This is a genomic window from Bacteroidota bacterium, assembly GCA_039821555.1.
Taxonomy (GTDB): Bacteria; Bacteroidota; Rhodothermia; order Rhodothermales; family Rubricoccaceae; genus JBCBEX01.
Map to the genome: position 1 here is coordinate 556,974 of JBCBNX010000001.1, position 25,979 is coordinate 582,952.

Below are 25,979 nucleotides of genomic sequence, written 5' to 3' on the forward strand. Positions count from 1 at the left end.
CTAAAGACGAGTACGATATACGGCCGCAGACTTGAAATCAAGCAAAGTCTGGACACGCTGTTTCGTCATGATCGAAACAGCTTCTGCCAGTCCTGCGAACAAAAAGATCATGGCGAATCCCATCGGCTGCGAGATGAAGACGTGACCCACGATCATGAACGGCAACAGTGCAGAAGCAGAGATTAATAATGCCGCGAAGACATCTCGCTCTCTCCACCTTAGCCTCAAAGCAACTCTCAAGGAGCGAAACAGCACAAAAAGTGACCTGAAGTAGACCATGAAAAGCGCCATCGTACCTATAAAACCAAGGTTATAAGTTCCTTTTGCAAATACAGAATGCACTCTTCCATCGTTAAAATTAAGCACCAAGTCGTCCTTTGACTTACCAGCATACCGTACCGCAGAGTCCCCGCCCACACCTTGTCCCACAAAAAAATATTCAGGATTATCAACTAAAAAAGGGAATGTATAGGTATATGATATGATTCTAGCCTGATCCGTGACCGCAGATCCAGGATCACTAAATGATACCTGGAATTTAGAGAATGTATAGGCGAAGTTGAATTTTGACGATCCACTGGCAAAGCTGGTGATAAATACGAAGGCCCCAAAAAAAAGCAGTGGTATTAGAATTCGAGCTTCTCTACCTCCAAAAATGACAGAGAATAGAGCAACAAACCCGAGACCTACGAAAGCAATTCTACTATATGTCAATAGTGACGCAAAGCAGATCAGACCGATTAATGACAATGCTGCGATTTTTCCTAGCGAACTCCGCGCACGCCTGAGCCACACGAATACAAAGCTGACCGAAATAGTAAGCCAGCAAGCTACAATGTTCGCACCACCCACTAATGCCGACGCTCTATCTACGTACTCGTCTGTAAACACATGCGTATCATTTAGCAATGCAGATCGACCTGGAAAAAAAATACTGGGAGACGCGTAAAACTCTCTGACAAAACTAAATCCCGGGAGCGAAAATAGAGCAGCAAAAACAGCAGTGAGTACCGCAGCAGACACTACTATGACAGAAACTTTGTATAGATCACCAATCTTGCGAATTAACACTGGCACAAGCAATACTAGACTCATTGCCAAAAAATACCTCCCCGCCATATAAATCGATGCTTCGTAAATCCTAAGCGATAGCATCTCATGAACTGTTGAGACAAAGAGCAGGTAAGCGATGATCGAAACCATCCACTTAAGTCCGCCGGAGATTGGTCTCAAGTACTTTTTCGTCTCAGGAGAGAAGGCGAACAGCCATATCCATAACCCTGCGAGAAGAATATCGACTACATAGAGCGGAGGCCTACCTGCATAGGGAATTGCGAATAGCAAAAAGAGAACCACGAACAGTGTTCGAGTAGGTGCATCTAAGCTCCTTCCCGCAATAGCCCTTCTACTCAATACACCACTTCCTACAGCTAAGCCTGGCGACTGGGCACCAAACCCCCATCCTCTAGAAGGCTGTCTTCCTCTCATTATTCCCTACCTACGATCGGTTCTGAACGTAATCATACTGATCAGTGCAAGCATCTGATTACTTCCGGAGGTACCGTACTTGAGCCGACTAGGCGAACGTGTGAGCAAGACGGCGAAAGACATCCTACGGGTCCTACGGAACGGATCGAAGCGCCAGAATACATTAGTTATCGCATGAACGTGACAGAGTCGTGGGGCATGCTCATGGGTAGCTAGCCATCGGTTCGAGTGTCCGTGCTCTCTACGTCCGTCTGGCTAGTACCGCGGGCTTACGCAAGGAATCTGCGCTTTATCGAGTACGGAGGGTATCCAACTTCGCACAAATGACAGGGGAAGCTCTAGACGAAGGGAAAGTTCGTAATAGCTTCTACGAGAGCGACTCTTGGGACATCCACGCTGTAGTTCTTCGATTTATGCCTACTCAAGGCTTAGACTCTTCAACAGCCTTGAAAGAGCCCCGTCATCGACATATCTGCTCCAACTAGCTCACGCAAGTCCGTTCCCTCTGTCGCTATTCGTTCGAGCGATGGAGTACCGCACGCAAGTGGGACGCGTACTGGAGAGTCATTGCTTCTTTGTGGGCGGGTGCAACATGGTCTGTCGTGTTGCCTAAATCCTGAGTCTCGATGCTAGGGCGCCAACTGACAAGCGTCACGCCAGTGTCCTGTATTTCTCGTTCCGCCGCATCCAGGTAATCCGTGGAAGCCGCAAGCTGTTCGGCCCAAAGGGGACCGTGCGCGTAAGTGACGTGTACGCCGTTTTGTGCAGCGAGCGTAACGAGCGCACGTAGATGGTTGGCTTTACCCGGGTGCACCGTGCGCTGAGTCCAGTCTTCAACCTGAGGTGGTCGCTTCCGCTCCCCCTGGCGAATGTAGTCGTTTTCTAGCACCGTACTGGGGTCTAGCGTTTGTCCCGCAATACGTTTGGGTAAATACGCCATGGTCTCCTTCTCAGCAGCCATACGGAGTAGTTCGGCAAGGGCAGCACTGGTGCCTTGCCAGCCAACATCCAGCAGCGCCTGCGGAGATTCCAACGTCAGAAGCCATCCGCGCTGTGAGGGAGGACGGCTCATCATGTCTGGAGTATTAATTACCACGGCATGCTCCAGGTTGGGGAAGACGGCCAGCGCCCGTCTCAGCATGTTGTACGAACCTGCATATCCATAGAGCCCATTCAGAGCAAGGCTAACTGTTTCACGGCCGGTTGTATCTAAGAACAGCTGAGCGTCGATGGCATTTCCCAATGAGCTATCGCCGAGAAGTACCACTTCCACTTCATCATTCTCCACGAGTTTCGCTTCCTGATGTGCCTGAAGTACTTGGTACGGATAGAAGTCAGTATTTGCGAACGTGACAAGCCCCAACCCAACCCAACAGACGAGTGGCAAAAAAAACAAAGTTGCGCGCAGGGCAAACGCACGCGCACGCCGGGAGGACTCGGAATGGTCTGGTTCCATGTTACGTGAACGCCAATCTTTAGAGGCCATAAACTCAGAACTGGAAGTAGATGAAGGACGCAGCGTTCTCCTGGCGGAAGAAGACAATGGCTGTTACAACAGCGTAGTAGAGCACCCAACGTTGCACGCGCGAAAGATGGGCAACCTGGAGAAAGTGCTCTTTATCGCGTTGGAACCATTCAGCCACGAGGACAACCACGACGTAGATGAGCCCCCAAGCAAGGCCACCTGTGTCGAGCCATGATCGGCTGAACGTGCCCGTGATGATGCTTAGGGCCGCGCCGACACTTTCCGCACGAAAGAAGACCCAGGCGAGAAGAGCCAACCCAAAGGTGCCGAGCATCTTGCGTATTTCCCGCAGCGACGGCAGCAGACGGCCTTCGGCCACGGTCCCCATGTGTTGCTTGTTTCTCCCTGAAAGCACGAGAGGGAGATAATAGAGCCCATTCAGAAACCCCCAGACTACAAAGGTCCAGTTGGCGCCATGCCAAAACCCAGATATAGTAAACGTCGCGATGAGGTTGAATAAGTGATGCGCGCGCGAACCCGTTCGGCTTCCCCCCAACGGGATATAGACGTAGTCGCGGAACCACGACGACAAGGAGATATGCCACCGCCGCCAAAACTCGCCGATGTCGCGCGAGAAATAGGGATACGCGAAGTTGCGCATGAGGCGAAACCCGAAGAGGCGCGCGCATCCGATCGCGATATCCGAGTAGCCGGAAAAGTCACAGTAGATCTGGAGCGCGAAAAAGAGCGTTCCCAGAAAGAGCTCGGCACCAGAAGCGGTCGCCCATGACCCGTATACGGCATCCACGTAGGGGGCCAGATTGTCTGCGATGACGACTTTCTTGAAGAGGCCCCAGAGCATGTGCCGTGCTCCGTCCTTTGCTTCGGCCCAGTCAAACTGCCGCCGGACTAGGAACTGCGGGAGCAGTGATTTAGCACGCTCGATGGGCCCAGCTACGAGTTGCGGGAAGAACGACACGTATGCAAAGAACGCGAGCGCATCACGCGTAGGCTCCATCTGACGCCGGTAGACGTCGATGGTGTAACTCATCGTCTGGAACGTGTAGAACGAAATTCCGACGGGGAGAATGACGCGAAGTAGCGGCAGGTTTGGCTCAAGACCGATCGAGCTGAGTCCTATAGCCAAGGACTCAATAAAGAAGTTGAAGTACTTGAAGAAGCCGAGGATGCCGAGGTTGACAGCCACGCTTAGCGTCAGAAGCAACCGCCTGGAGCGCTCGGAGCGTCCAGCCTTCCCCAGTTGGACGCCAACTAGGTAGTCGACGGCCGAGGAGATGACGATGAGACCGAGGAATCGCCAATCCCACCAGCCGTAGAACACGTAGCTGGAAGCGAGGAGAAGCGTGTTCTGAGCCCAAAGGGGTCGGCGTTGGAGGCCCCAATAGAGTCCGAAGACAAGGGGGAGGAATAGGGCAAACGCCAGGGAGTTAAACAGCATGCGGTGGGATGTGCACTGCTTCAGCGAAGCGGCCAAACGAAGGGTCCTGTCCCCACGCAACCGTAGTCATCCTTTCCTACGATGGGAAATAGCATCGCCCTCATTAGTAGCGATCGGAGAGCTTGAGGCGGAAAAGCGTGCGCCGTACGATGCGTTTGAGCGCAGGTGGCACGTGGCGCCGCCAGGTCTTCGCGAACGCAGGATCCACCTGAAACGCCTGCCAGGACTTGGCCGCAAGTCCGTGTGTGGGCTCCCCCACGACCGCATCGAGCACGGCGCCATAGTCCTGGGCCATGCGTGTGTGTGAGAACCGCTTCGTGGCATGCTGGGCCGTCTCGCGCTGCATGCTCGCCAAGGTGTCCCGGTCACGATGCAGGGACTCGAAACGGGCAGCAAAGGCGTCCTGGTCACCCACTTCGCACAAATAGCCCGTGACACCGTCTTCAATGATGAAGTTCGTGATCCCTTCGAGGTGCGAGGCGACAGGCACGCAGCCTGCCATCATGGCCTCGATAAGGGCAAACCCGAATCCTTCAAACCGCGAGGGAAACAGGAAGGCATCGTGCTGCGCCAGGTAGCCGGGCACATCATCGGGGGCGAGCCGGCCCAGAAAGCGAACCGCGCCCGCGGCTACCTGCTCGTCCATGGCCACCTCCACTTCTTCTCGGTGCGTCCCCTCCCCGGCGATCGACAGACGAAAGGCTACACCCTGCTCCGCCAGGGCACGGACAATGCCCGGTATGAACATCACTCCTTTCTGGTTGTGCTCCAGCCGCCCCAGAAAGGCGATGCGCAACACGTCAGTTGGCTGTCTGTGTGCCAACGCCTGATGTAAAGGCGTCGGGTCAATGCCGTGTGGTATGAGGACGATCTGATCGGGGTCGGCACCGTATCGCTCGGTCAAGTCCCGAACGTGACGAGGCGTCGTGGCTACAATCCGAGCGAGTCGCTCGTGGGCAGACATGGTGATCTTGTAGCCGTGATCGAACGCGTTCGCACAGCGCGAGACGATGCGCACCTCTGGAGGTAGGTGAGGTAGCGCCGATAGAATGGGCACGCTGTTGATCGGCATGACCGCGTCTACGTTCTGCTCCTGACACCATGCGACAAACGCCTGCGCTTGCCGCTTCCGGTCTACCTCGTCAGGCACGAGCGACACACACCCGTCGTCGACGAAGCTAGCGTCCCAAGCCCGGTGTGTCTGCGCACCTACGGACACACATCGTACCTCCCAGCCGAGGGGGGCGAGCCCCGCGCGCAGGTTGCGGTAGAACGTGAACGTGCCCGTGTCGTGCGGTACGGAGCCGTAGGCCAGCATGCGGCGAGGCCCTGACGGCAGGGTGTGCGTTTCAGCTTCCATGGCGAGAAGTGGTAGAGGGCGACTGCGGCAAGGGTCAGGGCTAGCGTGCGAGCCAATGCGAGAGGTCTCGCCCCAACAGCTGCCCTAGCCGCTCGACGTCTGGGCGAAACACCTCCGCGAGGTGCGCGCGGGTGCTGCTCTTCATCTGCGGCTTCTCGAAGTTGCGGTTGTGTGCCGAGCGAACGTGTGAGTAGAGGCTATCGGGCATCCACTGGCGGACGAGACGCTTCACGGACGGCGCTGCGTTGCGCCCCGCGCGAATGGCCCGGTCGAGCCAGGCGTTTTTGGGCACACCCGACGCATTGTACCGCTCGGTCTGGACTTCATAGGAGGGGTCTACGCCGATGAACTCGAACACCTCGGCGCAGACGCTGGCCGCGTCCTGCCGGAGGTCGTCGTGGAGCCACACGCCAACTTGGTCTTTGGGGTAGTGCGCCCAGTATCGCTCTAGGTGCTTGGCGTACATGCCCCCGTCGAGATACGGGACAAATCCGTGCTCCCAATACTTCCAGGCTCCGCGCTCAAGCAACTGGGCTTCTTTGTCAAGTGCCTCCTCGAACGTGTCGTGGTCTTCTCGTCCTTTGAGTTGCGCCTGCAAAAACCTGGAGTAGGCCCGGTCGATCGGATTACGGAGCACAACAATCAGTTTGGCGTGCGGCACGCACTGCGCCATTCGCCTCGGGGCATCCTCGGCATTCAGGTATGCTGGCGATGCCTCTCCGAGCGCCTGTTTTCCGTCGCCTTCCTCAAATAGTGCTCGATAAGACGGCACATCCGACACAGACGTCTTAAACACCGTGCGCTCTTCAAGCGCGGGCATCCGGTCATCGATGGCGAAGAAGTTGGTCTCCTTGACCGGGCTCATGTGCACGTCGGGGTGCTGCCTCATGTAGTGATACAGTGAGGTCGTCCCGGACCGCTGCGCGCCGATGATGATGAAGGTGGGCCACATAGGAGCGTGGTGGGAGATCAGCAATCGTGCTGGCACTGCCAAGTGCCTTCTTAGGGCATCATCACGATGTTGTAGGGCCGGTCATCCACATCGTGGCGACGGCGGTAGGCTTCGCCGGTATCGGTGTAGCCCAACGCTGTCAGAAAGTCGCGCACCGTATCGACGTTGTAGCCTAGCGCCGCGAGGTCGCGCGGATGCACTTCGACGCATACGATGGGCTTATGCGTGCGCAGGGTCTGCTCGGCACCTCGGAGCACCGGCACCTCGAATCCCTCGACGTCGATCTTGACAAAGTCAGGGACGATGCCCGAAGAGGCGACATAGTCGTCGAGGGCACGTACCTGGACCTCAGTTTCGTAGAACGAGGCACTCTGGGTGCGCGCTTTCCGTGCGCTTGCGACGCCACTGTCGGCACTGTTGCCGCGTACGTTGAACGTGAGCGTGCCCGCTTCTTCGCCCACGGCGCCTTCCACGACTTCGACGGCGTCGAGCAGGTTGGCGGCGACAACTCCGCGCAACTGCGCGGCTGTAATCGGATTCGCCTCGAAGGCCACGATGCGCCGGGCTTTCCCAGACGTATGTGCCGTCACCGTAAACTCGCCAAGGTGCGCCCCCACGTCGAATATGACGCTGTCTTGAGGAATGAGGGCCAGGATGCGCTGGTACAGCTCGCGCTCATGCTCAACCTCTTGGCCGAGGAGCATTCCCCGGAGCCCCCGAGCAGCCTCGATGGGCACCTTGTACGTTAGGCCATTGACGGTGTAGGCCGTGTGCCTCTTCCCCACCATCCGCAGGGCTCGCTTCATTGACGAAGAGAGGAAAACTTTGGCAGAAGGAGTCATAGTCCAAATCGTTGAGACTAGGGAGGTAGGGGGAGTTCAGGCAGCCGTCTGGCTTTCGATGCGGGCGAGCAGCCTTGCGCTAAAGGGCGATTTCCGACGCTTTCCGAGGGCGCGGGCAACGAGCAGCGATACGTCATCGCCGAACAGAGATGGGCGAGCGAAGAACACCGCCCCGTAGAAGATGGCCCCGCTGAGTGAGGCGCATACCAACGTGACCATATCAGGAAGCCCTGCCGACCGACACGCTTCGGCAGCGAGGACCACCACCGCTACGTTGGCCAACGCCAGCGCGATGGGCGAGATAAATCGACGCAGCGCCACAAACCAGGAAACGCGAACGAGGCGCAAGGCGATGGTCGTCAGTAAGATGTAGTGCACGATTACCGCGCCGAGCGCTCCAATGGCTGCCCCAACGATGCCGTACTCCTTGCCCACCATCACAAATCCGAGCACGCAGGCGGCATAGACGCCTTGCTGCACCGCCCCCTTGTACACCGCGCCCTTTGCTAGTACGACCGACGACGAGATTTTGTACGTGCCTCGGAACACCGTAGCCGCACCGAGCACCTGAAGTGGCAGGATGACCCCTTCCCAGCCGTCACCAAGCATCACACTCACAATCTCCGGGGCCAGCACCCCGACAAACGAACCGATCGCAGCAGAGAAGAGCACCATGGCGCTCGACACGCGCACGAAGGCGGCGCCCATCCGCTCGTCGTCGTTTTGCATCTTCGAGAGCACGGGGAAGAGCACCGAGTGGAGCGATTGGCCCACGAACTTGACGGGGAGTTCCATCAGCTTGTACGCCCGCGTGTAGAGTCCGAGCGAGGTCGCCCCGAGGTAGCGTCCCACGATGATGTAGTCGCCTTGTCGCCCGAAGTAGTTGAACACATTCTGCAGGCTGACGCCCCCACCGAACGATGCCATCTCTTTGAGCACCTCCCACCGTAGGAGCGGGCGCTTCGGGAAGGGCATCGTCGCCAGGTAGCCGAGTGCCTGCACACTGTTCTGCGCCAAGCGTCCCCAAACCAGCGACCAGACGCCCAAACCAGCTAGCGCGCAGCCGATACTCACGATCCCATACCCAAACACGTTGCCAATCACGCGCCAGAGGGCAATCTGCTTGAACTTGAGGTTGCGCTGAAGCAGTGCCTGCACCACCGTCTGAACACACTGCAACACCACCAGAACGCCGACAAACGGAATGAGCGCGGCTAGCTCAGGGATGTTGAAAAACCGAGCCACTTGGTGCTCCAGGAGCAAAATACCTCCATATACGAGCAATCCTGAAAGCAGCGAGCAGGTCCATGCCACGCGGATGTGGCGATCGTGGATCTCTTCGCGCTGCACGAGATAGGGGCTGACCCCAATCTGGCTGAACTGGTTGCAAAAATCTACCACCAGCATGGCCGCGCCGATCAGGCCGAACTCTGCGGGATCAAGCAGGCGTGCCAGCACGACCAGCACGACCATGTTCACCGCGAAGTAAACACCGCGCCCGCCGAACATCCACCCGAACCCCCGAGCAGACGCCTTGCCTAGTGACTTCTTCGTAGCCAATGCGCTGGAGTCAGAATCGGTGTCAGCCTGGGTGCGCTACCGCGTGGAATGCCGGCGCTGGAAGGTCGTGGTAGGACGCGTACCACGTGGCGAATCGCTCTAGCCCTGCCCGGAGTGTCGTCTTCGGACGGAAGTCGATGGCATCGCTCAACGGCTCCACGTCGGCGTACGTCTCCAGCACATCGCCTGGCTGCATGGGGTAGAGTTCCTTCACCGCCGAGCGCCCGATAACGTCTTCGAGCGTCTGAATGAAGTCCAACAGGGCAACTGGGCGCTGGCTGCCGATGTTGAAGAGACGATACGGGGCAGCGCTCGCGGCCGGGTCAGGGGCTAGCGAGTTCCATGCCGGGTCTCTGGAAGACGGCTGCGCAAACACGCGTACGATGCCCTCGACGATGTCGTCGATGTAGGTGAAGTCGCGCCGCATCTGCCCTTCGTTGAAGACCCTGATCGGCGTGCCTTCGTATATGGCTTTCGTGAAGAGGTAATACGCCATGTCAGGGCGCCCCCAGGGTCCATACACCGTGAAGAACCGGAGGCCTGTCACGGGCAGGTCATAGAGGTGCGCATAGGCGTGCGCCATCAGCTCGTTCGACTTCTTGGTCGCCGCGTAGAGCGATACCGGGTGGTCCACCGGGTCCGAAGTCTCGAAGGGGACTTTGCGGTTGGCGCCGTAGACCGACGACGAAGACGCATAGACGAGGTGCGCCGATTTAGCCTGGCGGCAACCTTCCAACACATTGAGGAACCCGACGAGGTTGCTCTGCACATACACGTGCGGGTTCTCGATCGAGTAGCGGACTCCAGCCTGGGCGGCCAGGTGAATCACGTATCGAAAGCGATGCGTGGCGAAGAGCGTCTCAACGGCCCGCTGATCTGCGAGGTCGATGTGATGAAACTCGAAGCCGGCGTTCGCCTTGAGCCGATCCAAGCGGGCTGATTTCAGGCGGACATCGTAGTAGTCGTTGAGATTGTCGACACCGACCACGGCGTATCCTTCGCGGAGGAGACGCGCAGCGACGTGGTAGCCGATGAAGCCAGCCGCCCCCGTGATGAGGATGGGTCCAGATGGCAAGCCGTTTCTTTCCATGGGTGTGCGGAGGGGTTGAGCCTATAGCTCAGGAGATGCAACGGACGAGCGGAACCAACAACTCAGAGGCTACTGGTCGAAGAACACACGGTCGACGGCGACGAGGATTGCCGCTGCAGAACCAAGGATGGTAAGCGCGTCACGCAGCGAAAACCCACGCCGGTTCTTCGTCTCCACGTAAACCAGATCGCCGTCCTGGAGGATGGGATAGGCCGAGGGCTCCTGGACCATCTGCTCTAGTTCCGCCTCGTAGGTGAGGACCCGGTTCCCAGATTCGACGCGGTAGATCCGGACGGTCACCGTTTGGCTTCCGGGAGCCTGAATGGGTGTGACGAGGGGGCCCCCAGCGAGCGACAGAACCTGATCCAGCCGCGTCTCGCTCCCCACTTCGTAGAGGCCTGGCGCACGTACGTTGCCCCACACGTAGAGCTGGGTGGTGGCTTCGCCCGGGCGTAGAAAGAAGTAGTACGGCTGCGTATTCGACTCGACCTGCTCGACTCGACCGACCTCTTGAGCGGCGACCACGTCCGAAAATCCAAGTAGGCAGCCGAGAACAAGAAACAGCCGGACAGACAAATGCCTAGGCATAGAACGCGGTGTGGGGAGTAGGCGGTAAAACACGACGGAGCTACGCATTCTCGACCCCTTCCGGCCGATAGCTGTATCCGTAGTAGCTGGAGTACCCGTAGCGGTACTTGTAGCTGTATCCGTAGGCTTTCGAGGCGTCGAAGCCATTAAGTAGCACTCCGATGACTTCGCCACCCACGCTGCGGAGCGCGCCCAGCGCGTGCTCCACTTCGTGGCGACGGGTCTCGTTGGCAGCCACGACGGCAAGCACCGCGTCGCACTGCGTCGAGAGGAGCACGGCGTCGGTCGCGGCGGTCACGGGCGGCGCGTCGAAAATGACGAGGTCGAACTCCTCCTTGAGCATGTCCAGCACCTCGCGCATCCGCTTCGAACCCAGGAGCTCGGACGGATTAGGCGTGGACCCGCCAGCCGGAACGACGTAGAGGTTTTCGACGACCGTCTCGAACTCTGTGGCGTCGAACTGGTCCGGGGCAAACAGCAAGTCACGGAGGCCCGGCTCTCGGTTGAGCCCGAGCTTCTTGTGGACGGTTGGGCGACGGAGATCGGCATCCACCAGCAGCACACGGCGCCCGGCCTGGGCCATCACGATTGCCAGGTTTGCAGCCGTGACGCTCTTGCCTTCCGTTGGGTTAGAGCTCGTCACCAAGATTGTCTGGACGACCACGTCTGGCCGGCTAAACTGGATGTTTGTGCGGAGGCCGCGGTAGGCCTCGCTGACCGTTGCAAGCGGATTCAACAACGACACCAGACGCGTGTCGAACGTGTAGCCATCTTGCGTGATCGTGTCCTGCCCGTCATACTCCTTCTTGACGAGCTCCGTCATGTCCGGGATGATGCCGATCACGGTCTCACCCATATCGCGAAGGTCGTCGGGGCGATGGATCCGGCTGTCGAGTTGCTTGCGGGCAATCGCGGCCGCGATTCCGAGTCCAAGCCCCAAGAGGAACGCCAAAATGACGTTCATCTTTCGATTCGGGGTGTAGGGGAACGACGGGGCCAGTGCCCGGCGGATCAGTTCGGCGTAGCCGAGTTCGGATTCCTCCGCCACCCGCAGCTCTTGGAGCTTGTTGACCAGCATCAGGTAGGTCTGCTCGGCCGACTGCCGACCGCGCTGCAACTGCGCCAGCTCGATGGCTTGAGCAGGCACCTGGCTAAGCTGCTGCTCGTACTCGGTGATGCGGTCTCGCAACGAACCGATGCGTGCATCGAGCCCGCTCAACGTGATACGGCCTTCGATGATCGTACGCTGCAACTGTGCGACTTGCGTCAGGCCTTCTTGCGAGGGGTCCATCCCTCCCACTGCCAGCATCTCCCGCACGTATTGGTCCGAGAGCGTGCGGATGCGCCCTTGCAGCGCTGCAATCTGCCGCCGCAACTCGCCAACGTTCTCGGGGACCACGTCATCGGTGCGTAAAGCGGGGTTACGTAGGTAGATCGCCTCAAGTTGCTCTTCGAGTTGCACCTTGCGCTCCAAGGCAGCTTGAATCTCCTGATCGACCCCTGAGGCTAGCCGCTCGGCCAGACTTGGGCGGATGGCTTCCAACTCCGCGTTGCGAGCGTCCAAGGTGGCCCGTGTCAGCTGGGCCTCGATCTCGGCTTCGTCCCGGCGTGCTTCCAACTGCGAAAGCTGCTGCACCAGGAAGCTCGACTCTTCATTGAGTGCGATCGCATTCTCGCGGCTCATGAAGACCTGCAAGTCGTTCTCACGGCTCGAAAGCTCGTCGGCCCATTTGTCTACTTGCGTCTGCAGGAACTCTCGCGAGGCCGAGACGCTGGCGCGGCTCGTCTCCTGAGTACGGCGGATGTATTCCTGCGCGTAGACATTCGCAATCAGCGCGGCTTCAGTCGGGATCGTGCTGCGCGCCGAAATTCGGATGGCGTCCACGTCCCGATCTGCTGGACTGATTGAGACGGCTCGCTGGAGCCGAAAGGCGAGGAACTGCGGGGAGTGGAGCACCCCCGTCTCTTGGTTGCGGACGATGCGAAGCTCAGCGGTGCTGGTGGGATCGGCTTCGATCTCCAGCATCCGCTCTGCGGCGCGCTCCGCGATGGGGAGCGACTGGCGCAGCACCAACATCTCGTTGTTGAGAAATCGCGGGCTGTATCCTGACCGTCCAGGGAAGCCGGACGAGAACATTTCGGCGAGGCTGGTCCCACCCTTCTGCTCAACGCGGAGAATGCTGCTGGCCTGGTAGCGATTGGGGAGCGACAGCGAATAGATGATCGCACCAACCGTAGCTATAACCACGGCGCCAAGGATCAACCACCGCCCTCGAATGAGCGTATCCAGGAACTCACGGAGCTGCTCCCCACGCTCTTGCGGTCGATAAAAGGCGACGTCGGACGCAGCGTCGGAGGCGTTCCACATCTCGGGATGAGCAGATCCACTGCCCCCGGGGGGTCCCGGCTGGTTCGGATATCGCATATGCTGGACTAGGGTCCGGTCGGATGGCGGTTAGAGCACACACAAACGCTACGATACGGGCTCGACGCGGTCGTCCATGGTGCGCAGCCGAGCATGCTGCAAACGAGGGATACGGAGCGGGACGACACAACCCTGACCTTGCGCGGCTTGCCTGAAAATATAGGCGTATCTCGAAGGGTTATCGAACGATTCGATTCAGCCCAGATACTTTCGCCGCCTCTTAACAGGTGCGCAGCGGCCTGTCTGGCCTAAGAAATCTTGGACGATCCCCTTTTCGACGGCCCCATGCGGCTTCGCGTTCAGTCGAGCCGCTGTGTATCGGGCACCTCTCGAAACGGGCGCGCCGGCACGCCAGCAACGACGTGGGCATGAGGAGCATCGCCTGTCAACAATGCCGCAGCCGCGACTACGCCCTCGGACCGGACGATCCGTCCGGGAAGCGCGACGGCCCCCACGCCGAGGCGCCCCCCACGCTCTACCGTCACCCCATCGAAGTGGTCGAACCGCGCCGGATCGCGGCCCAGATAGTTGTCGTTGCTCGTGAGCACGCCGGGAGCAAAGAAGCAATCGTCGGCGACCGTCGAATAGGCACACAGGTACGCATTCGTCTCGAACTTGCACCGCGCGCCAATTCGGCATCGGTTTTCGATAGCGACTCCTCGCCCGATGATGGTTCTCTCGCCAATCTCAACCTCTTCTCGGACGGTGGCGAGGTCCGCAATGAGCACGCGCTCCGCCACGCTACACCCTGCGTAGAGCACCGCACCGGTGCCGATCAGGCAGCCATGACCAATCTCCGCAGGCGGCTGAGTCCTGCCGCCGGTCGTCGCACTGGCTGCGGCTCGCATCGGCTGCTTGCCGAGTACCGCGTGGTCATCAATCCGCACCCCTTCGCCAATACGGGTCCCCGCATGCACGACGACGTGGTGACCGATCCGACAACCGGCTCCGATCACAACGTCGCGCTCGATTACGCAAAAGTGGCCGATTGTGACGTCGGCATCGATTTGGGCAGACGCCGCGATCAACGCGGTTTGTGACACGGATGAGGCTCTGACGTTGGGCGGGTCGACGTTGGGCAAGTCCATACGGCCTGGGTTGTGTTGGAATCAGTCGACGCGGCGACGGAGGTCATTCTGAGCGTCTTCGAGGACGCGCAACACGCGAACGCCGCTTTCGCCGTCGGTCAACGGTTTGCTCTGGTCTCGCACGCATGCAAGGAAGTGCGCAAGCTCCTCCCGCAGCGGCTCGGCCTCGTCCAACTGGACGGGAGTACCGGCTCCGGCGCGGGGGATCGGATCGTCGCCCACCCAGTCGGCGCCTTTGTCATGAACGACGAGCTTCGACGGCCACGGCTGCCGATCGTCGAACACAGCCATGCGCTCAGCGCCGACAACGACGAGGCGTTGCTCTTTGTACGGGTGCAGCCACGACACGAAAATGTGGGCCTGCACGCCACCATCAAACGAGAGATGCGTGACTGTTGAGTCGGCCACATCGCTACGAAGGTAGGCGCCGCCGAAGGCCTCCACCTGCTTGGGCATAGTCCCCACGAGTCGCAAGATGACAGCGATGTCGTGGGGGGCAAAGCTCCACAGGCTATTCTCCTCCCGTCGAAATCTCCCAAGGTTGAGGCGATTGGAGTAGAGATACTGTAGCGCACCGAGCGCACCCGTACGGACGAGCCGGTCGAGTTCGACCACAGCGGGATGGTACTCCAGCAAGTGGCCCACCATCAGGATTTGTCCGGTCTGTCTGGCCATATCGACTAGCGCATCGCCGTCGGCGACCGTGAGGGCGAGCGGCTTCTCCACGAACACATCGCGCCCATCGGTAAGGCACCGCAAGGCGAGCTCGGCGTGGGTGGCTGCCGGCGTGCTGATGGCGACCGCGGGTGTCGCGCATTCCTTGAGTGCTTCGTCTACGGTGGCATAGACCGGAATGTCCGGATAGCGTTCGGCCAGCACGCTGACTTGGCCCGGATCCGGTTCACAGACCCCGCCGAGCGCCCCGAGTGCATGGAGGTTGCGCGCGATGTTCTTGCCCCAATAGCCATGGCCGAAGAGCAGAACCGAGGGAGCATTATGCACGAGCAGGGTACGACGGGTCGGGAGGGGACGGACGTAAGTTTACGCCGTTCCGATGTCCTGCTCGCCGTTCCCCCTTTCTCTTGCGGCTCGCCCTCTTCTCTGATGTGCATGCAAACCTGCATGCACTCGAAGCCGTCCTTGACCACATTGACCGCACCGGTGCCGACTGCGTCGCGTGCTTGGGCGACCTCGTCGGATACAACGCAGATCCGCAGCCCTGCCTTGACCTGATTCGAGAACGCTGCGACATCGTCGTGCAAGGCAATCATGATGCGGCCGTAGCGACCGGAATTGGGATCGAGTACCTCCCGCGTGACGGGCAGACCGCGGCCCACTTGCATCGCACAGCGCTCAGTGATGACGATTTGGCGTACCTATCGCGTCTTCCACTCGTTGCTAGGATCGACGTTGGCACGTTCGTCCACGCGTCTCCTGAGCGGCCAGCCGCCTGGCAGCGACTGGAGACCCATTGGGACATCAAGAACCAGTTCGACCACTTCGTGACGCCACTCTGCTTCCTCGCCCACTCGCATCTTCCCGGGGTAGTCGCGGACAAGATCGGCGTGCTTTCCGTGAAGCGCGGCCCCCGCTACCTCGTCAACGTCGGGAGCGTTGGTCAGCCGCGCGACCGCGATCCCCGTGCATGCGTGGCCTTCTTCGACTCCGACTCCTTCTCCTATCGTCTTGACCGCGTGGGCTACGACGTGGAAGGAGCCGTGCGCCGCATCGACGAAGTGGGACTTCCCAAACGACTCGGACAGCGGCTCCTTCGGGGCATGTAGCTCTGTGGATCCGGCTGCGCGGTGATCGGTTCTGCCAACCTTCCCTGTCCTTCTGCTTGCTCCTCCGACGATGCTTGCCTCGCTTCCCGACTCTGCCCGCTCCTGGTTTTTCACGGCAGACCGTCAGCTAGCCCCAACTGAGCGCACCGACCTGTTGGAGATCCTCTCCCCTTTTCTCCGGAAGTGGCAGTCTCATGGTCGGCCCGTCCCGGCTGAGGCTACCGTGCTCTATGACCGGTTTCTCACCGTTGGCGCCCACATCGAAGGCGAAGCGACCAACGCGGGCGTTTCGGGCTGTGGCATCGACGCGATGACGCACGCCGTGATGAGCGCTGCGGATGCGGTCGGCGTCGCATGGGTAGACGGCTTGCAGATCGCCTACGAGCAGCCAGACGGCACGCCTTGCGTGGTCTCCAGACGCGCGTTCCGTGCGCTGGCGCGCGATGGGAATGTCGACGGTGCGACGCCGGTCTTTGTCACGACGCTTGCCACGGTGGGGGCGGTGCGGAGCCAGGGCCTCCGGCAGCCCGCCTCGGAGGCATGGCACGGTCGAACCTTCCGGCTCACCGAGACTGCGTAAGCACCATGTTGCCCCGCCTTCCCACGTCCGTCGAAAAGCGCCTGGCACGGCTTGACGACAGGCGCGCGGAGTTGGTCGTCGGGACCCTGCTCTTGGCTGGCCTGCTGGTGGTCGGCACAATCGGCTATATGCTCATTGAGGGCTGGTCGTGGCTGGATGCGTTCTACATGACATTCATCACGCTCTCGACCATCGGCTTCAGCGAGGTCGGCGAACTCTCTCCGCTGGGCCGGCTCTTCACGATCGCGATTGCGCTGGTCGGCATCGGGGCTGTGGCGTTTATGGCGTCGCGAGCGATCCAGTACCTTGTCGCCACGCAACGCTACCTCGAAAACCGGATGCAACGCCGCATCGACGCCCTGTCGAACCACTACGTGATCTGCGGCTACGGGCGCCTAGGCCGACGCATCGCCGAAGACCTGAAGCGCTCTGACCTGGACGTGGTGGTGGTTGACAGCGCCGAAGTGCGGACGGCTGAGTTGCACGACGCCGGTGTCCTCTATGTACACGGCAACGCGGAGGAAGAAGCCACGCTCATCGCGGCCGGCATCGAACGCGCGGCTGGCATGGTACTCACGCTGCCGGTGGACGCCGCAAACGTGTTTACCGCCCTCACCGCCCGTGGCCTGCATGACAACCTCTTTATCCTGGCGCGCACCAACCACCACCCGAACATCCAGAAGCTGCTGCGCGCCGGTGTCGACAAAGTGATCTCGCCCTACGAGATCGGCGCCGACCGCATGGCGCAGGTGATCCTCCGCCCCAACGTGGACCGCTTCATGGAGCAGGTCATGAACGTCTCCGCGCTCGACCTCGACATGGAGGAAGTCGTAATCGAACGCGGAGCGCTGCTCGACGGGATGACGCTGGCGGCTTCGCGATTCCGCAGTCGGTTTGACGTCATCGTGGTGGCCGTGTCCAGCCAGCCGGTCACGCAGGAAACGCAGGCTATGGATCTGCAGGCGAAGGGCGACGTCACCTGGCAGTTCAACCCACAGGCCCACACGACCCTGAGCGCCGGTGATGTGCTCATCGTCCTGGGCAACCCTACCGCCATTGAGGCTTTGCGTACCGGTGGCTGCGCTGCCGAGTCCGGCGTGAGCTGAGCATCTCTATTGCATGTCGAGCAGCTAGGCATGCGCATCGTCATGCTTTTGAACGTGCGATGCGAATCGATGTCGTTCCTTTTCGGGCAGGTATCCGACACGCGCGCCCGTGCGCATAGATCGTGATTCTTGGCCCTACTCGTATATTCGCGCCCGCTCGACCAGCCACAGGATCTATGCGCTCTCTACTCCTCGCCCTTGTTGCCTTGGTGCTGACCGTTGCCCCTGTACGTGCACAGCAGGGAGATGCCGACCAAGGCCCGAACTACTTCAGCCAGTCGTGGCTCGTCGATGTCATTGAGCGGCGCAGTCCCGACCTGGACGAGGTGCCTCCGGTCTTCTACAACTACCACATCGTGCAGGAGGACTCACGCCTCCAGGCCCGGCTCAACCTCTACCGGGAGTATGGCCGCGAGAATAAGCCGCTCGTCCAGTTGCTAAACCGCAACACGCTCGAAGATCTCCGTCCGGGCGACACGCTCATTGTTCCCACGCGCTTCGGCCTCGACTTCCGCGCCTACTCACCGTTCCCGCGCTACTACCCCGGCGCTCGCGACCTCGACCAACTCGTGATCCTCGACAAATCAATCCAAGCCTACGGCGCCTACGAGCACGGTCGCCTCGTCCGGTGGGGTATCATCAACACAGGCGCAGAGTCGAGTGTGACGCCGTCGGGCCGGTTCAACATCAACTGGAAACAGGAGTATCGCGTCTCAACACTCAGCCCGGGCTTTGGCTCCGACGATCCCGACGCGGAGTTGTGGGAGATGTACTGGGTGCTCAACATCCACGAGCGACGCGGCATCCACCTCCACCAGTATGCGCTTCCGACAGGAGGGCCAGCCTCACACGGCTGCGTGCGCCTACTCGAACCGGACGCCAAGTGGATGTTCTACTGGGCTGACACGTGGGACAAGACGGGCGGCACCGACATCTCGTCCGTCGGGGCAACCATCAACGACCAAGGCACGATGGTGCTCGTGATCGGTGACGACATCAGCGGCAAGCCAGACCCGTTCCTCCGTCGCGCGACGTACCCGACACTCCGGATGGTCAACCTCCCCGCGAACCCGTACGACGTGCCGCCCGGCACGGACCAGCAGGAGCGCTTCGACCGGATGCTGGGCATGAACTAGCCGAGCTACCCTGCACGATATACCAACCGCCGCCAGGCTCACAGCTTGGCGGCGGTTTCCTTTGTAGCGCCTCGCGCCAGGTAACACTAGGATAACCTCTATGTAACTGTGATTTAATGCAGATAAGACCAAGGTATCCCCCCTGCTCCGGTATTCTGTTGTCCCCTCCCATCTCGACGTTTTTCTCCTCTCTCCTCTGCTCCATGTTTAGGTTTCCCTCCCTCTTTTTAGCGGCGCTCCTCTTCGCTCCGCTTGCCCACGCTCAGCTGAAAGCGGAGCGTGTGGGCCAATTCGAGACCGGCATCTTCGACGAAGGCGCGGCCGAAATCGCCGCGTACGATGCGCGCACACAACGCCTGTTCTTCGTCAACGCCGACGCGGACGAAGTCGTCGCCCTCGACCTCTCAGACCCAGCCAACCCCACCCAGCTGTTCACCATCGACGTGAGCGCCGATGTCGCGAGTGTTGGCGGCGTCAACAGCATCGACGTGCGCGCCTACGGTGGTGAGACGCTGATCGCGGTGGCCGTCGAAGCCGACCCGTCCACCGATCCAGGTACCGTAGCGTTCTACGACGCCCTCGGTCGCTTCGTCAACCAGGTTGAGGTAGGTGCGCTGCCCGACGGCCTCGCGTTCGCACCGGACGGCCAATCCCTCGTCGTCGCCAACGAAGGCGAGGAAGACGACGGCGTCGATCCCCTGGGCTCGATCAGCATCATCACGGGAATGCAGCAAGGCACGGGCCTGAGCGGCATCGTCTTCGACGTGACGACGCTCGACTTCGTAGATTTCAACGCAGGCGGTCCGCGTAACAACGAACTCGCCGACGACTTCTACCTCGTCACGCCTGGCGTCTCGGTCGCGCAGGATATCGAGCCGGAGTTTGTGACGGTCGCGCCGAACAGCCAAGAGGCCTACGTCTCGCTTCAGGAGAACAACGCCATCGCGGTGGTGGACCTGGTAACCCAGACCATCACGTCGGTCTTCACGCTGGGCTTGCAGGACTTCCGGACGGGTCCGGGCCTCGACGCCTCGAACCGCGACGACGCGATCAACCTCCAGAACTGGCCCCTGCTCGCGCTGCGCCACCCTGACGGCATGGCGATGCTGAATGCCTTCGGCCAGGACTATATCCTCACCGCCAACGAAGGCGACGGCCGCGGCTTCGACGAACTGCGCGGCGCCGACCTACCGCTCGACCCGGACTCGGACTTTTTCGACGGGTTCGACACCGCGACGCTGCAGGACGACGGCAACCTCGGGCGCATCGAGGTCTCCGAGGCCTTCAGCGACACCGACGGCGACGGCGACTTCGACCGCCTCGTGGCCTTCGGCACCCGCTCCTTCTCGGCGTTCACGCCTGACGGCGACCTCGTCTACGACTCCGGCGACGATATCGAGCGCGCCATCGCTACTCTGATTGATGAAGGCGACCTACCGATGGAGGCGTTCAACGCCAACAACGACGACAACAACTCCTTCGACAACCGCTCCGACGACGGCGGCCCCGAGCCAGAAGGCATAGTCACGGGCCGCGTGGACCGCACCGACTACATCTTTGTCGGGCTCGAGCGCGTGAGCGCCGTCGCCGTGTTCCGCGTGCAGGCCGACCGAACGAACCCGGTTGTCTTCGAGACGCTGCTCATCAACCGCGACTTCGACGCGGTAGCAGAGGCACCAGGCCAAGACCTCGGCCCGGAAGGCTTGGTCTTCATCCCCGCTAGCGACAGCCCCGTCGGTCAGGCCCTGCTCGTCGTCTCGAACGAAGTCAGCGGCTCCATCGCCATCTGGGCGCTCGGTGAAGGCGCACCGGCGTTCACGCTGCAACTTCTCCACGCCAGCGACCTCGAAGGCAACGTCAACACCATCGAGGACGCGCCGCGCTTCTCGGCGGTCGTGAACGCGCTGCGGCCAGAGTTCGAGAACTCGCTGCTGATCTCATCGGGCGACAACTACATCCCCGGCCCGTTCTTCGCAGCGGGCTCAGACCGCACGGTCGGCGCCGTCGTTGGCGAGGAAGGACGCGGTTTCGCCGACATCGCGCTGATGAACGCCATCGGCTTCGACGCCTCGGCCATTGGCAACCACGAGTTCGACGAAGGAACGGACCGCTTCGAGGACATCATCGAGCCCGACTCGGATGGCTACGACGGAACTCTATTCCCCTACCTGAGCGCCAACCTCGACGTCTCTCCCAACGGGGACCTCGCGGACCTAGCCGTGCCAGGCGCTGAGCCTGCACAGCCCAACAGCATCGCGCCGAGCGTCATCCTCGACGTGAACGGCACCCAGATTGGGGTGGTCGGTGCCACGACGCCGCTCCTGCCGATCATCACGTCGCCGGAGAATGTGATCGTGAAGCCCGAAGACCCGAACGATTTCGACGCGCTCGCGGCGATCGTCCAAGCTGAGGTCGATGCGCTCACCGCGGCGGGAGTCGACAAGATCATTGTCGTCTCGCACCTGCAGGAGTTCAACATCGACCAGGAACTCGTCTCGCGTCTCACCAACGTGGACATTGCCATTGCCGGCGGCTCTGACCGGCTTCTGGCCGACGAAACGGACATCCTGCGCGCAGGCGACGTGGCCGACGGCCCGTATCCCACGCTCTTCCAGGATGCCGAGGGCAAGGACGTGCCCGTTGTCTCAACCGATGGACAGTACACCTACGTCGGTCGCCTCGTGATCGCGTTCGATGCCTTCGGCAACGTCCTCCCGAACAGTGTCAACGCGGGCGTGAGCGGCGCCTTTGCCACCGACGACGATGGCGTCGAGCGCCTAGGCAACCCAGCACCTGACGAGACGGTGGTGGCGATCATCGACGCCGTAGACACGGTCCTCGACGCCAAGCTCTCCAACATCTTCGGCGCCACGGACGTCTTCTTGGACGGGCTCCGCAGCGAGGTACGCACCGAGGAGACCAACTTCGGCAACCTCACGGCCGACGCCAACCTCGGCTTCGCCCGCACGGTTGACCCAGGCGTCCAGGTGTCGTTCAAGAACGGCGGCGGCATCCGCGCTCCCATCGGGGAGATTGACTCGGAGACGGGTGTGCGTCTCCCGCCGCAAGAAATCCCCGGACTTCGCGCGGAAGGCGAAATCGCACAGCTCGACATCGAGGCCGCGCTCTCGTTCAACAACGGACTCTCGATTCTCGAATTGACGGCCGAGCAGTTCGTCAGCGCACTCGAAAACGGCGTCAGCCTCGTTGAATTCGTTGGCGGACGCTTCCCGCAGGTCGCGGGCGTGCAGTTCAGCTTCGACCCCGCTGCCGCGGCAGAGAGCCGGGTTCGCACGGTCGCGCTCGTCGACGACGACGGGGCCGTGCTCGACGTGATTGCGCAGGACGGCGTGATCCAAGGCGACCCGAACCGTGTGGTCAAGATCGTCACGCTCGACTTCCTCGCCGGCGGCGGCGACGGCTACGAGGAGTTCGCCAACGCGCTCAGCCGCGTCGACCTTGAAGACGAGGCGGACCTCGGCGGGCTTGCCAGCTTTGCACCGACCGGGTCGGAGCAGGACGCCCTCGCGGAGTTCCTCGTGGCCAACTTCTCGGCGACGCCGTTTGCCGTGGCCGACACGCCGGTCGCCGAGGACTCGCGCATCCAGAACCTGGGCGAGCGGGACGAGGACATCCTTACGGGCAATGGCGTCCGAGGTAGCCTCGCGTCGTCCGCCGAGGAGCTGCCGGACGTCTTTGCGCTGGTGGGAGCCTATCCGAACCCGTTCTCGTCGGGTATGCAGATCGCGTTCGACCTACCCCAGCATGCCGACGTGTCCGTGCGCGTCTTTGACATGCTCGGGCGCGAAGTCCTCGCTGTCGAGCGCCTCGACCTAGCGCCAGGCTTCGGTCAGACGCTACGCGTCGACGGTCGGGCTCTTGCGTCCGGGTTGTATGTCTATCAGGTCCGCGCCGACTCGGAGATGGGCTCGGCGCTCGCTTCGGGTCGAATCGTCCTCGTGAAGTGAATCGGGGCGGCTGGGCCTCCTCTGCACCTTCGCGTAACGCCCTGCCTTCCTTCGTGGAGGGCAGGGCGTTCATGTTGGGTGCAAGCGGCAGCAGGACTACCTCGATGAACTGATCAGGTCGGTACCCCAATCGCCTCGGTTTGGCCTGCTCCTGCCCCACTTTCAACGACGCGGTGGATCGCTGGAATGAGCATCGACCGGGAACGGCGGAGCGGAGCGGCGGGGACGAAGTCGGGGTAGGTCGCATCACGCTCCTTGATTACCCGCACGGGCTGTGGCCAGTGGATGTTGAACGCTGGGTCGTCCCAGCGCACACCGCGAGCCGCCTCAGGCTCGTGAAACGTGTTCATCTGGTAGTACACTTCGCTGCGATCCTTCAGCGTGAGAAAGCCGTGGGCGATGCCTTCAGGAACGTAGAGCGCGTGCCCGTTGTCTGCGGAGAGTACTGCGCCGAAGTGTTGGCCGTAGGTATCCGAGTCGGGGCGCAAGTCGATGATGACATCGTAGACGGCGCCGCGCGTGCAGCGCACGAGCTTCGCCTCGCCATGCGGGGCCGCCTGGTAGTGCATCCCACGGAGGGTCCCCGCGGCATCGTTGAACGACACGCTGCACTGGGCCACCATAGGCTCCAACCCATGCGCCTCGAACTCGCGGCGGCAGAAGGTGCGGGCGAAGTGCCCACGCTCATCGGCGTGCCGCTCAGGGCGCAGGAGAAACGCACCGGCGAGGGTCGTCTCGTCGAAAATCATGGAAGGGCGATGTTTGGTGGTGGGGCATAGCCATGTCAACCTACACGCCAGCGTCTCACCCTGGTCCTTCGACGACCCTATTCGACCACCTCGGTTTCCGGGATCGGCACAACGAACCGCCCTCCCCAATGACGGATATCGCCCATCTGTCGCATAATCTCGCGCTTGAGATTCCATGGCAAGATGAGGACATAGTCGGGCCGAGTCTCACGAATACGGTCCGGCTCAAAAACCGGGATACGGCTTCCTGGCAGATACGTGCCTTGCTTGTGCGGATTGCGATCCACGGTGTACGCGACGAGATCGGGCCCGATGCCGCTGTAGTTGAGCAGCGTGTTGCCTTTCCCCGGTGCGCCGTATCCGACGACCGTTTTCCCAGCTTCGTTGGCCCCCACGAGGAAGCGGAGGAGGCTGCGCTTCGTCGCCTTGACGCGTTCTGCAAAGGCCGCGTAGGCACCCGTGCTCGACGTATCGTCCAACCCATAAGCACGCTCTCGTGCTTTCAGGTCGTCAATGCGAGCCGTGACGGGTAGTGCCGTGTGCTCCCGATGCCGAGCGAAGATGCGAAGGCTTCCTCCGTGAGAGGGCAGTTCCTCCACGTCGAAGAGCACCAGTCCGAAGTGCGCGAACACACGCTCAACGGCGAGCAGCGAAAAGTAGCTGTAGTGCTCGTGGTAGATGGTGTCGAATTGGTTTTCGTCGATGAGTCGCAGCAGGTGGGGAAACTCGATAGTAGCCACGCCCTCTGGCTTCAGGATTCGCCGAATGCCCTCCACGAAGCTGTTGAGGTGCGGCGTGTGCGCCAGCACGTTGTTCGCGGCCAGGAGGTCGCACTGGAGGCCTTCCGAGGCCAACGCTGCCGCCGTGTCACGGCCGAAGAACAGCTCGCGCGTGTCGACACCCTTTTCCCGCGCCGCAGCCGCCACGCTCGCCGACGGCTCGATGCCGAGCGCAGGAATCCCGCGCTCCACGACATACTGCAGCAAGTACCCGTCGTTGGACGCGATCTCCATGACGAGGCTGTCCGCATCCAGGCCAAACCGCTCGACCATGTCGCCGACGTAGCGCTCGGCATGCGCCAGCCAGGACGTAGAGTAGGAGGAGAAATAGGCGTACTGTTCCGAGAAGATGGCCGCTGGTGGAACGTCCGTGTCGAGCTGCACAAGTAGGCATGCGTCGCACACCATCGCGCGCAGGGGGTACATCGTCTCGGGCGCCGTGAGGTCTTCCTCACGCACAACGTTCTGACACGGTGGATGTACCCCGAGGTCGACCACGGGTGTGCGGAGTGGCGCCTCGCAATGGCGACACCGCAGCGTCATAGGTCGCGGGCCATGCGTCGTGGGTCGGGCTTCAGGAACAGCAATCATCGTCGGTCGGGAATGCGAGACTGTAGAATCGAAAGAGGAGGCTCAGGCGGTGCCGGGGACAGCCAGTGTGCGTGGTTCGGCACGCGTCGCCCGGTGTTCGAGCAGCTCGTCCATGAACACGCGCCAATGGCTCCAAGCCCACGGGCGTGCGCGCAAGCGGCGTTCCACGTAGCGGCGCACGTCCTCGTCGTTGTCGAACGAGAGCGGGCCTTCCTGATGCAGCCGCCACCGTCCTCGTTCGTAGCGCACCTCGGTGAAGAGCATGGGCGAGCCTGTGCGAGCAGCTAGCACATGTGCGCCGACAGGCCAACAGACGGGTATGCCGAATAGCGTCGCGGTTGGTGCGCGGCCTTCGTCAGGCAGCCACACTGCGTCTTGACATAGGAAAACAGGCCGTCCCAAAGACAAGGTCGGGGCGAGCTTGCGGAAGGCCCCGCCCGGAGCCACGTGGTGGCGCCGCAGAATCTGATGGTGCAGGTCGTGGGTCAGGTAGGGCCACTTACACGTGGGTGGGGCGCCGTTCGGGCCCCCTGCATGCTCAAGCGGGTCAGCGATGTAGACGATGTTGCCTTCGCGCTGCTTCACCCAGACCCCGAGGTACCGCATCCCCGCATGGAGCGTCGTGAGCATGATGCCCGGCTTGGCTTCATCGTCCCCCTCGACGGGTCTTGATTCACGCTTGGGATCAAGGAAGAAGTACGCGGCCCGCCATCGTTCGCGCAGTTCGAGATAGGTGAACCTTAGGACAACCGAAAACGAAGGTGCTTCACCAAGGAGCTCCAGGTACGCCCGTGTCCGCTTCGAGGCAAGGATCGCCGACGCCAAGGCGATGGGGGCAAGACCGACCCCTCCGAGTCCATCGAGCAGACGCAGCGGGAGCGCACGGGCGCACGGGCGCGCAACGTAGTACAATGCCAGGTTGATGACGGCGCGGGCAGGCGAAGCCATGGCGAGAAGGCGTGAGGTCGA

General features: G+C 61.1%; 20 protein-coding genes. 5 read left to right on the forward strand and 15 right to left on the reverse strand.

The annotated features are described in order from the left end of the window. From AAFU51_02280 to AAFU51_02335, 12 genes are all read right to left on the reverse strand, one after another. Positions 1 to 1,356 (reverse strand): hypothetical protein, encoded by a 1,356-nt coding sequence (locus AAFU51_02280; GenBank protein ID MEO1570075.1) that lies wholly within the window; start codon positions 1,354 to 1,356, stop codon positions 1 to 3. A 643-nt stretch (positions 1,357 to 1,999) separates the two neighbouring features. Next, a complete protein-coding gene (locus AAFU51_02285; protein MEO1570076.1) occupies positions 2,000 to 2,974 on the reverse strand; it encodes a hypothetical protein in 975 nt (324 codons plus the stop codon). Between the two features lie 4 nt (positions 2,975 to 2,978). Beyond that, the gene (locus AAFU51_02290; protein MEO1570077.1) at positions 2,979 to 4,412 is read right to left on the reverse strand and encodes an MBOAT family O-acyltransferase; all 1,434 of its coding nucleotides are present in this window, start codon (positions 4,410 to 4,412) and stop codon (positions 2,979 to 2,981) included. A gap of 103 nt (positions 4,413 to 4,515) precedes the next feature. Beyond that, on the reverse strand, positions 4,516 to 5,562 hold the full coding sequence (locus tag AAFU51_02295) for a glycosyltransferase family 4 protein (GenBank protein MEO1570078.1): 1,047 nt from the start codon (positions 5,560 to 5,562) through the stop codon (positions 4,516 to 4,518). Positions 5,563 to 5,812: 250 nt separating this feature from the next. Then, positions 5,813 to 6,724: a sulfotransferase domain-containing protein gene (locus AAFU51_02300; GenBank protein MEO1570079.1), complete on the reverse strand. Its 912-nt coding sequence runs from the start codon at positions 6,722 to 6,724 to the stop codon at positions 5,813 to 5,815. A gap of 50 nt (positions 6,725 to 6,774) precedes the next feature. Further along, positions 6,775 to 7,530, reverse strand: coding sequence for an FkbM family methyltransferase (locus AAFU51_02305; protein MEO1570080.1), 756 nt, complete (start codon positions 7,528 to 7,530; stop codon positions 6,775 to 6,777). A 72-nt stretch (positions 7,531 to 7,602) separates the two neighbouring features. Continuing rightward, positions 7,603 to 9,126: a lipopolysaccharide biosynthesis protein gene (locus tag AAFU51_02310; protein ID MEO1570081.1), complete on the reverse strand. Its 1,524-nt coding sequence runs from the start codon at positions 9,124 to 9,126 to the stop codon at positions 7,603 to 7,605. 22 nt (positions 9,127 to 9,148) lie between these two features. Next, entirely contained in the window at positions 9,149 to 10,216 is a 1,068-nt protein-coding gene (locus AAFU51_02315) for an NAD-dependent epimerase (GenBank protein MEO1570082.1), read from the reverse strand. 69 nt (positions 10,217 to 10,285) lie between these two features. Continuing rightward, positions 10,286 to 10,741, reverse strand: a complete 456-nt coding sequence (locus tag AAFU51_02320; GenBank protein MEO1570083.1) for a hypothetical protein — start codon at positions 10,739 to 10,741, stop codon at positions 10,286 to 10,288. Positions 10,742 to 10,844: 103 nt separating this feature from the next. After that, complete coding sequence (locus AAFU51_02325) at positions 10,845 to 13,229, reverse strand: polysaccharide biosynthesis tyrosine autokinase (GenBank protein MEO1570084.1); 2,385 nt, start codon at positions 13,227 to 13,229, stop codon at positions 10,845 to 10,847. Positions 13,230 to 13,528: 299 nt separating this feature from the next. Next, positions 13,529 to 14,317, reverse strand: a complete 789-nt coding sequence (locus AAFU51_02330) for an acyltransferase (protein ID MEO1570085.1) — start codon at positions 14,315 to 14,317, stop codon at positions 13,529 to 13,531. Between the two features lie 21 nt (positions 14,318 to 14,338). Continuing rightward, the gene (locus AAFU51_02335; protein MEO1570086.1) at positions 14,339 to 15,319 is read right to left on the reverse strand and encodes a Gfo/Idh/MocA family oxidoreductase; all 981 of its coding nucleotides are present in this window, start codon (positions 15,317 to 15,319) and stop codon (positions 14,339 to 14,341) included. Positions 15,320 to 15,399: 80 nt separating this feature from the next. On the opposite strand from AAFU51_02335, the gene AAFU51_02340 reads away from it, so the two are divergent. The 5 genes from AAFU51_02340 (at position 15,400) to AAFU51_02360 (ending at position 22,891) form a co-directional block, all read left to right on the forward strand. Next, positions 15,400 to 16,101, forward strand: a complete 702-nt coding sequence (locus AAFU51_02340) for a metallophosphoesterase family protein (GenBank protein MEO1570087.1) — start codon at positions 15,400 to 15,402, stop codon at positions 16,099 to 16,101. A gap of 70 nt (positions 16,102 to 16,171) precedes the next feature. Next, positions 16,172 to 16,681, forward strand: a complete 510-nt coding sequence (locus tag AAFU51_02345) for a hypothetical protein (protein ID MEO1570088.1) — start codon at positions 16,172 to 16,174, stop codon at positions 16,679 to 16,681. Positions 16,682 to 16,686: 5 nt separating this feature from the next. Further along, the gene (locus tag AAFU51_02350; GenBank protein ID MEO1570089.1) at positions 16,687 to 17,787 is read left to right on the forward strand and encodes a potassium channel protein; all 1,101 of its coding nucleotides are present in this window, start codon (positions 16,687 to 16,689) and stop codon (positions 17,785 to 17,787) included. A 176-nt stretch (positions 17,788 to 17,963) separates the two neighbouring features. After that, complete coding sequence (locus AAFU51_02355; protein MEO1570090.1) at positions 17,964 to 18,923, forward strand: L,D-transpeptidase; 960 nt, start codon at positions 17,964 to 17,966, stop codon at positions 18,921 to 18,923. A 203-nt stretch (positions 18,924 to 19,126) separates the two neighbouring features. Next, a complete protein-coding gene (locus AAFU51_02360; protein MEO1570091.1) occupies positions 19,127 to 22,891 on the forward strand; it encodes a choice-of-anchor I family protein in 3,765 nt (1,254 codons plus the stop codon). A gap of 113 nt (positions 22,892 to 23,004) precedes the next feature. Here AAFU51_02360 and rfbC read toward each other — a convergent pair whose 3' ends face one another. The 3 genes from rfbC to AAFU51_02375 all read right to left on the reverse strand — a co-directional run bounded on the left by rfbC (position 23,005) and on the right by AAFU51_02375 (position 25,958). Then, the gene (rfbC, locus tag AAFU51_02365) at positions 23,005 to 23,640 is read right to left on the reverse strand and encodes a dTDP-4-dehydrorhamnose 3,5-epimerase (protein ID MEO1570092.1); all 636 of its coding nucleotides are present in this window, start codon (positions 23,638 to 23,640) and stop codon (positions 23,005 to 23,007) included. Positions 23,641 to 23,717: 77 nt separating this feature from the next. After that, a complete protein-coding gene (locus AAFU51_02370; GenBank protein MEO1570093.1) occupies positions 23,718 to 25,010 on the reverse strand; it encodes a class I SAM-dependent methyltransferase in 1,293 nt (430 codons plus the stop codon). 42 nt (positions 25,011 to 25,052) lie between these two features. Then, entirely contained in the window at positions 25,053 to 25,958 is a 906-nt protein-coding gene (locus AAFU51_02375) for a hypothetical protein (protein MEO1570094.1), read from the reverse strand. Positions 25,959 to 25,979 lie beyond the last annotated feature (21 nt).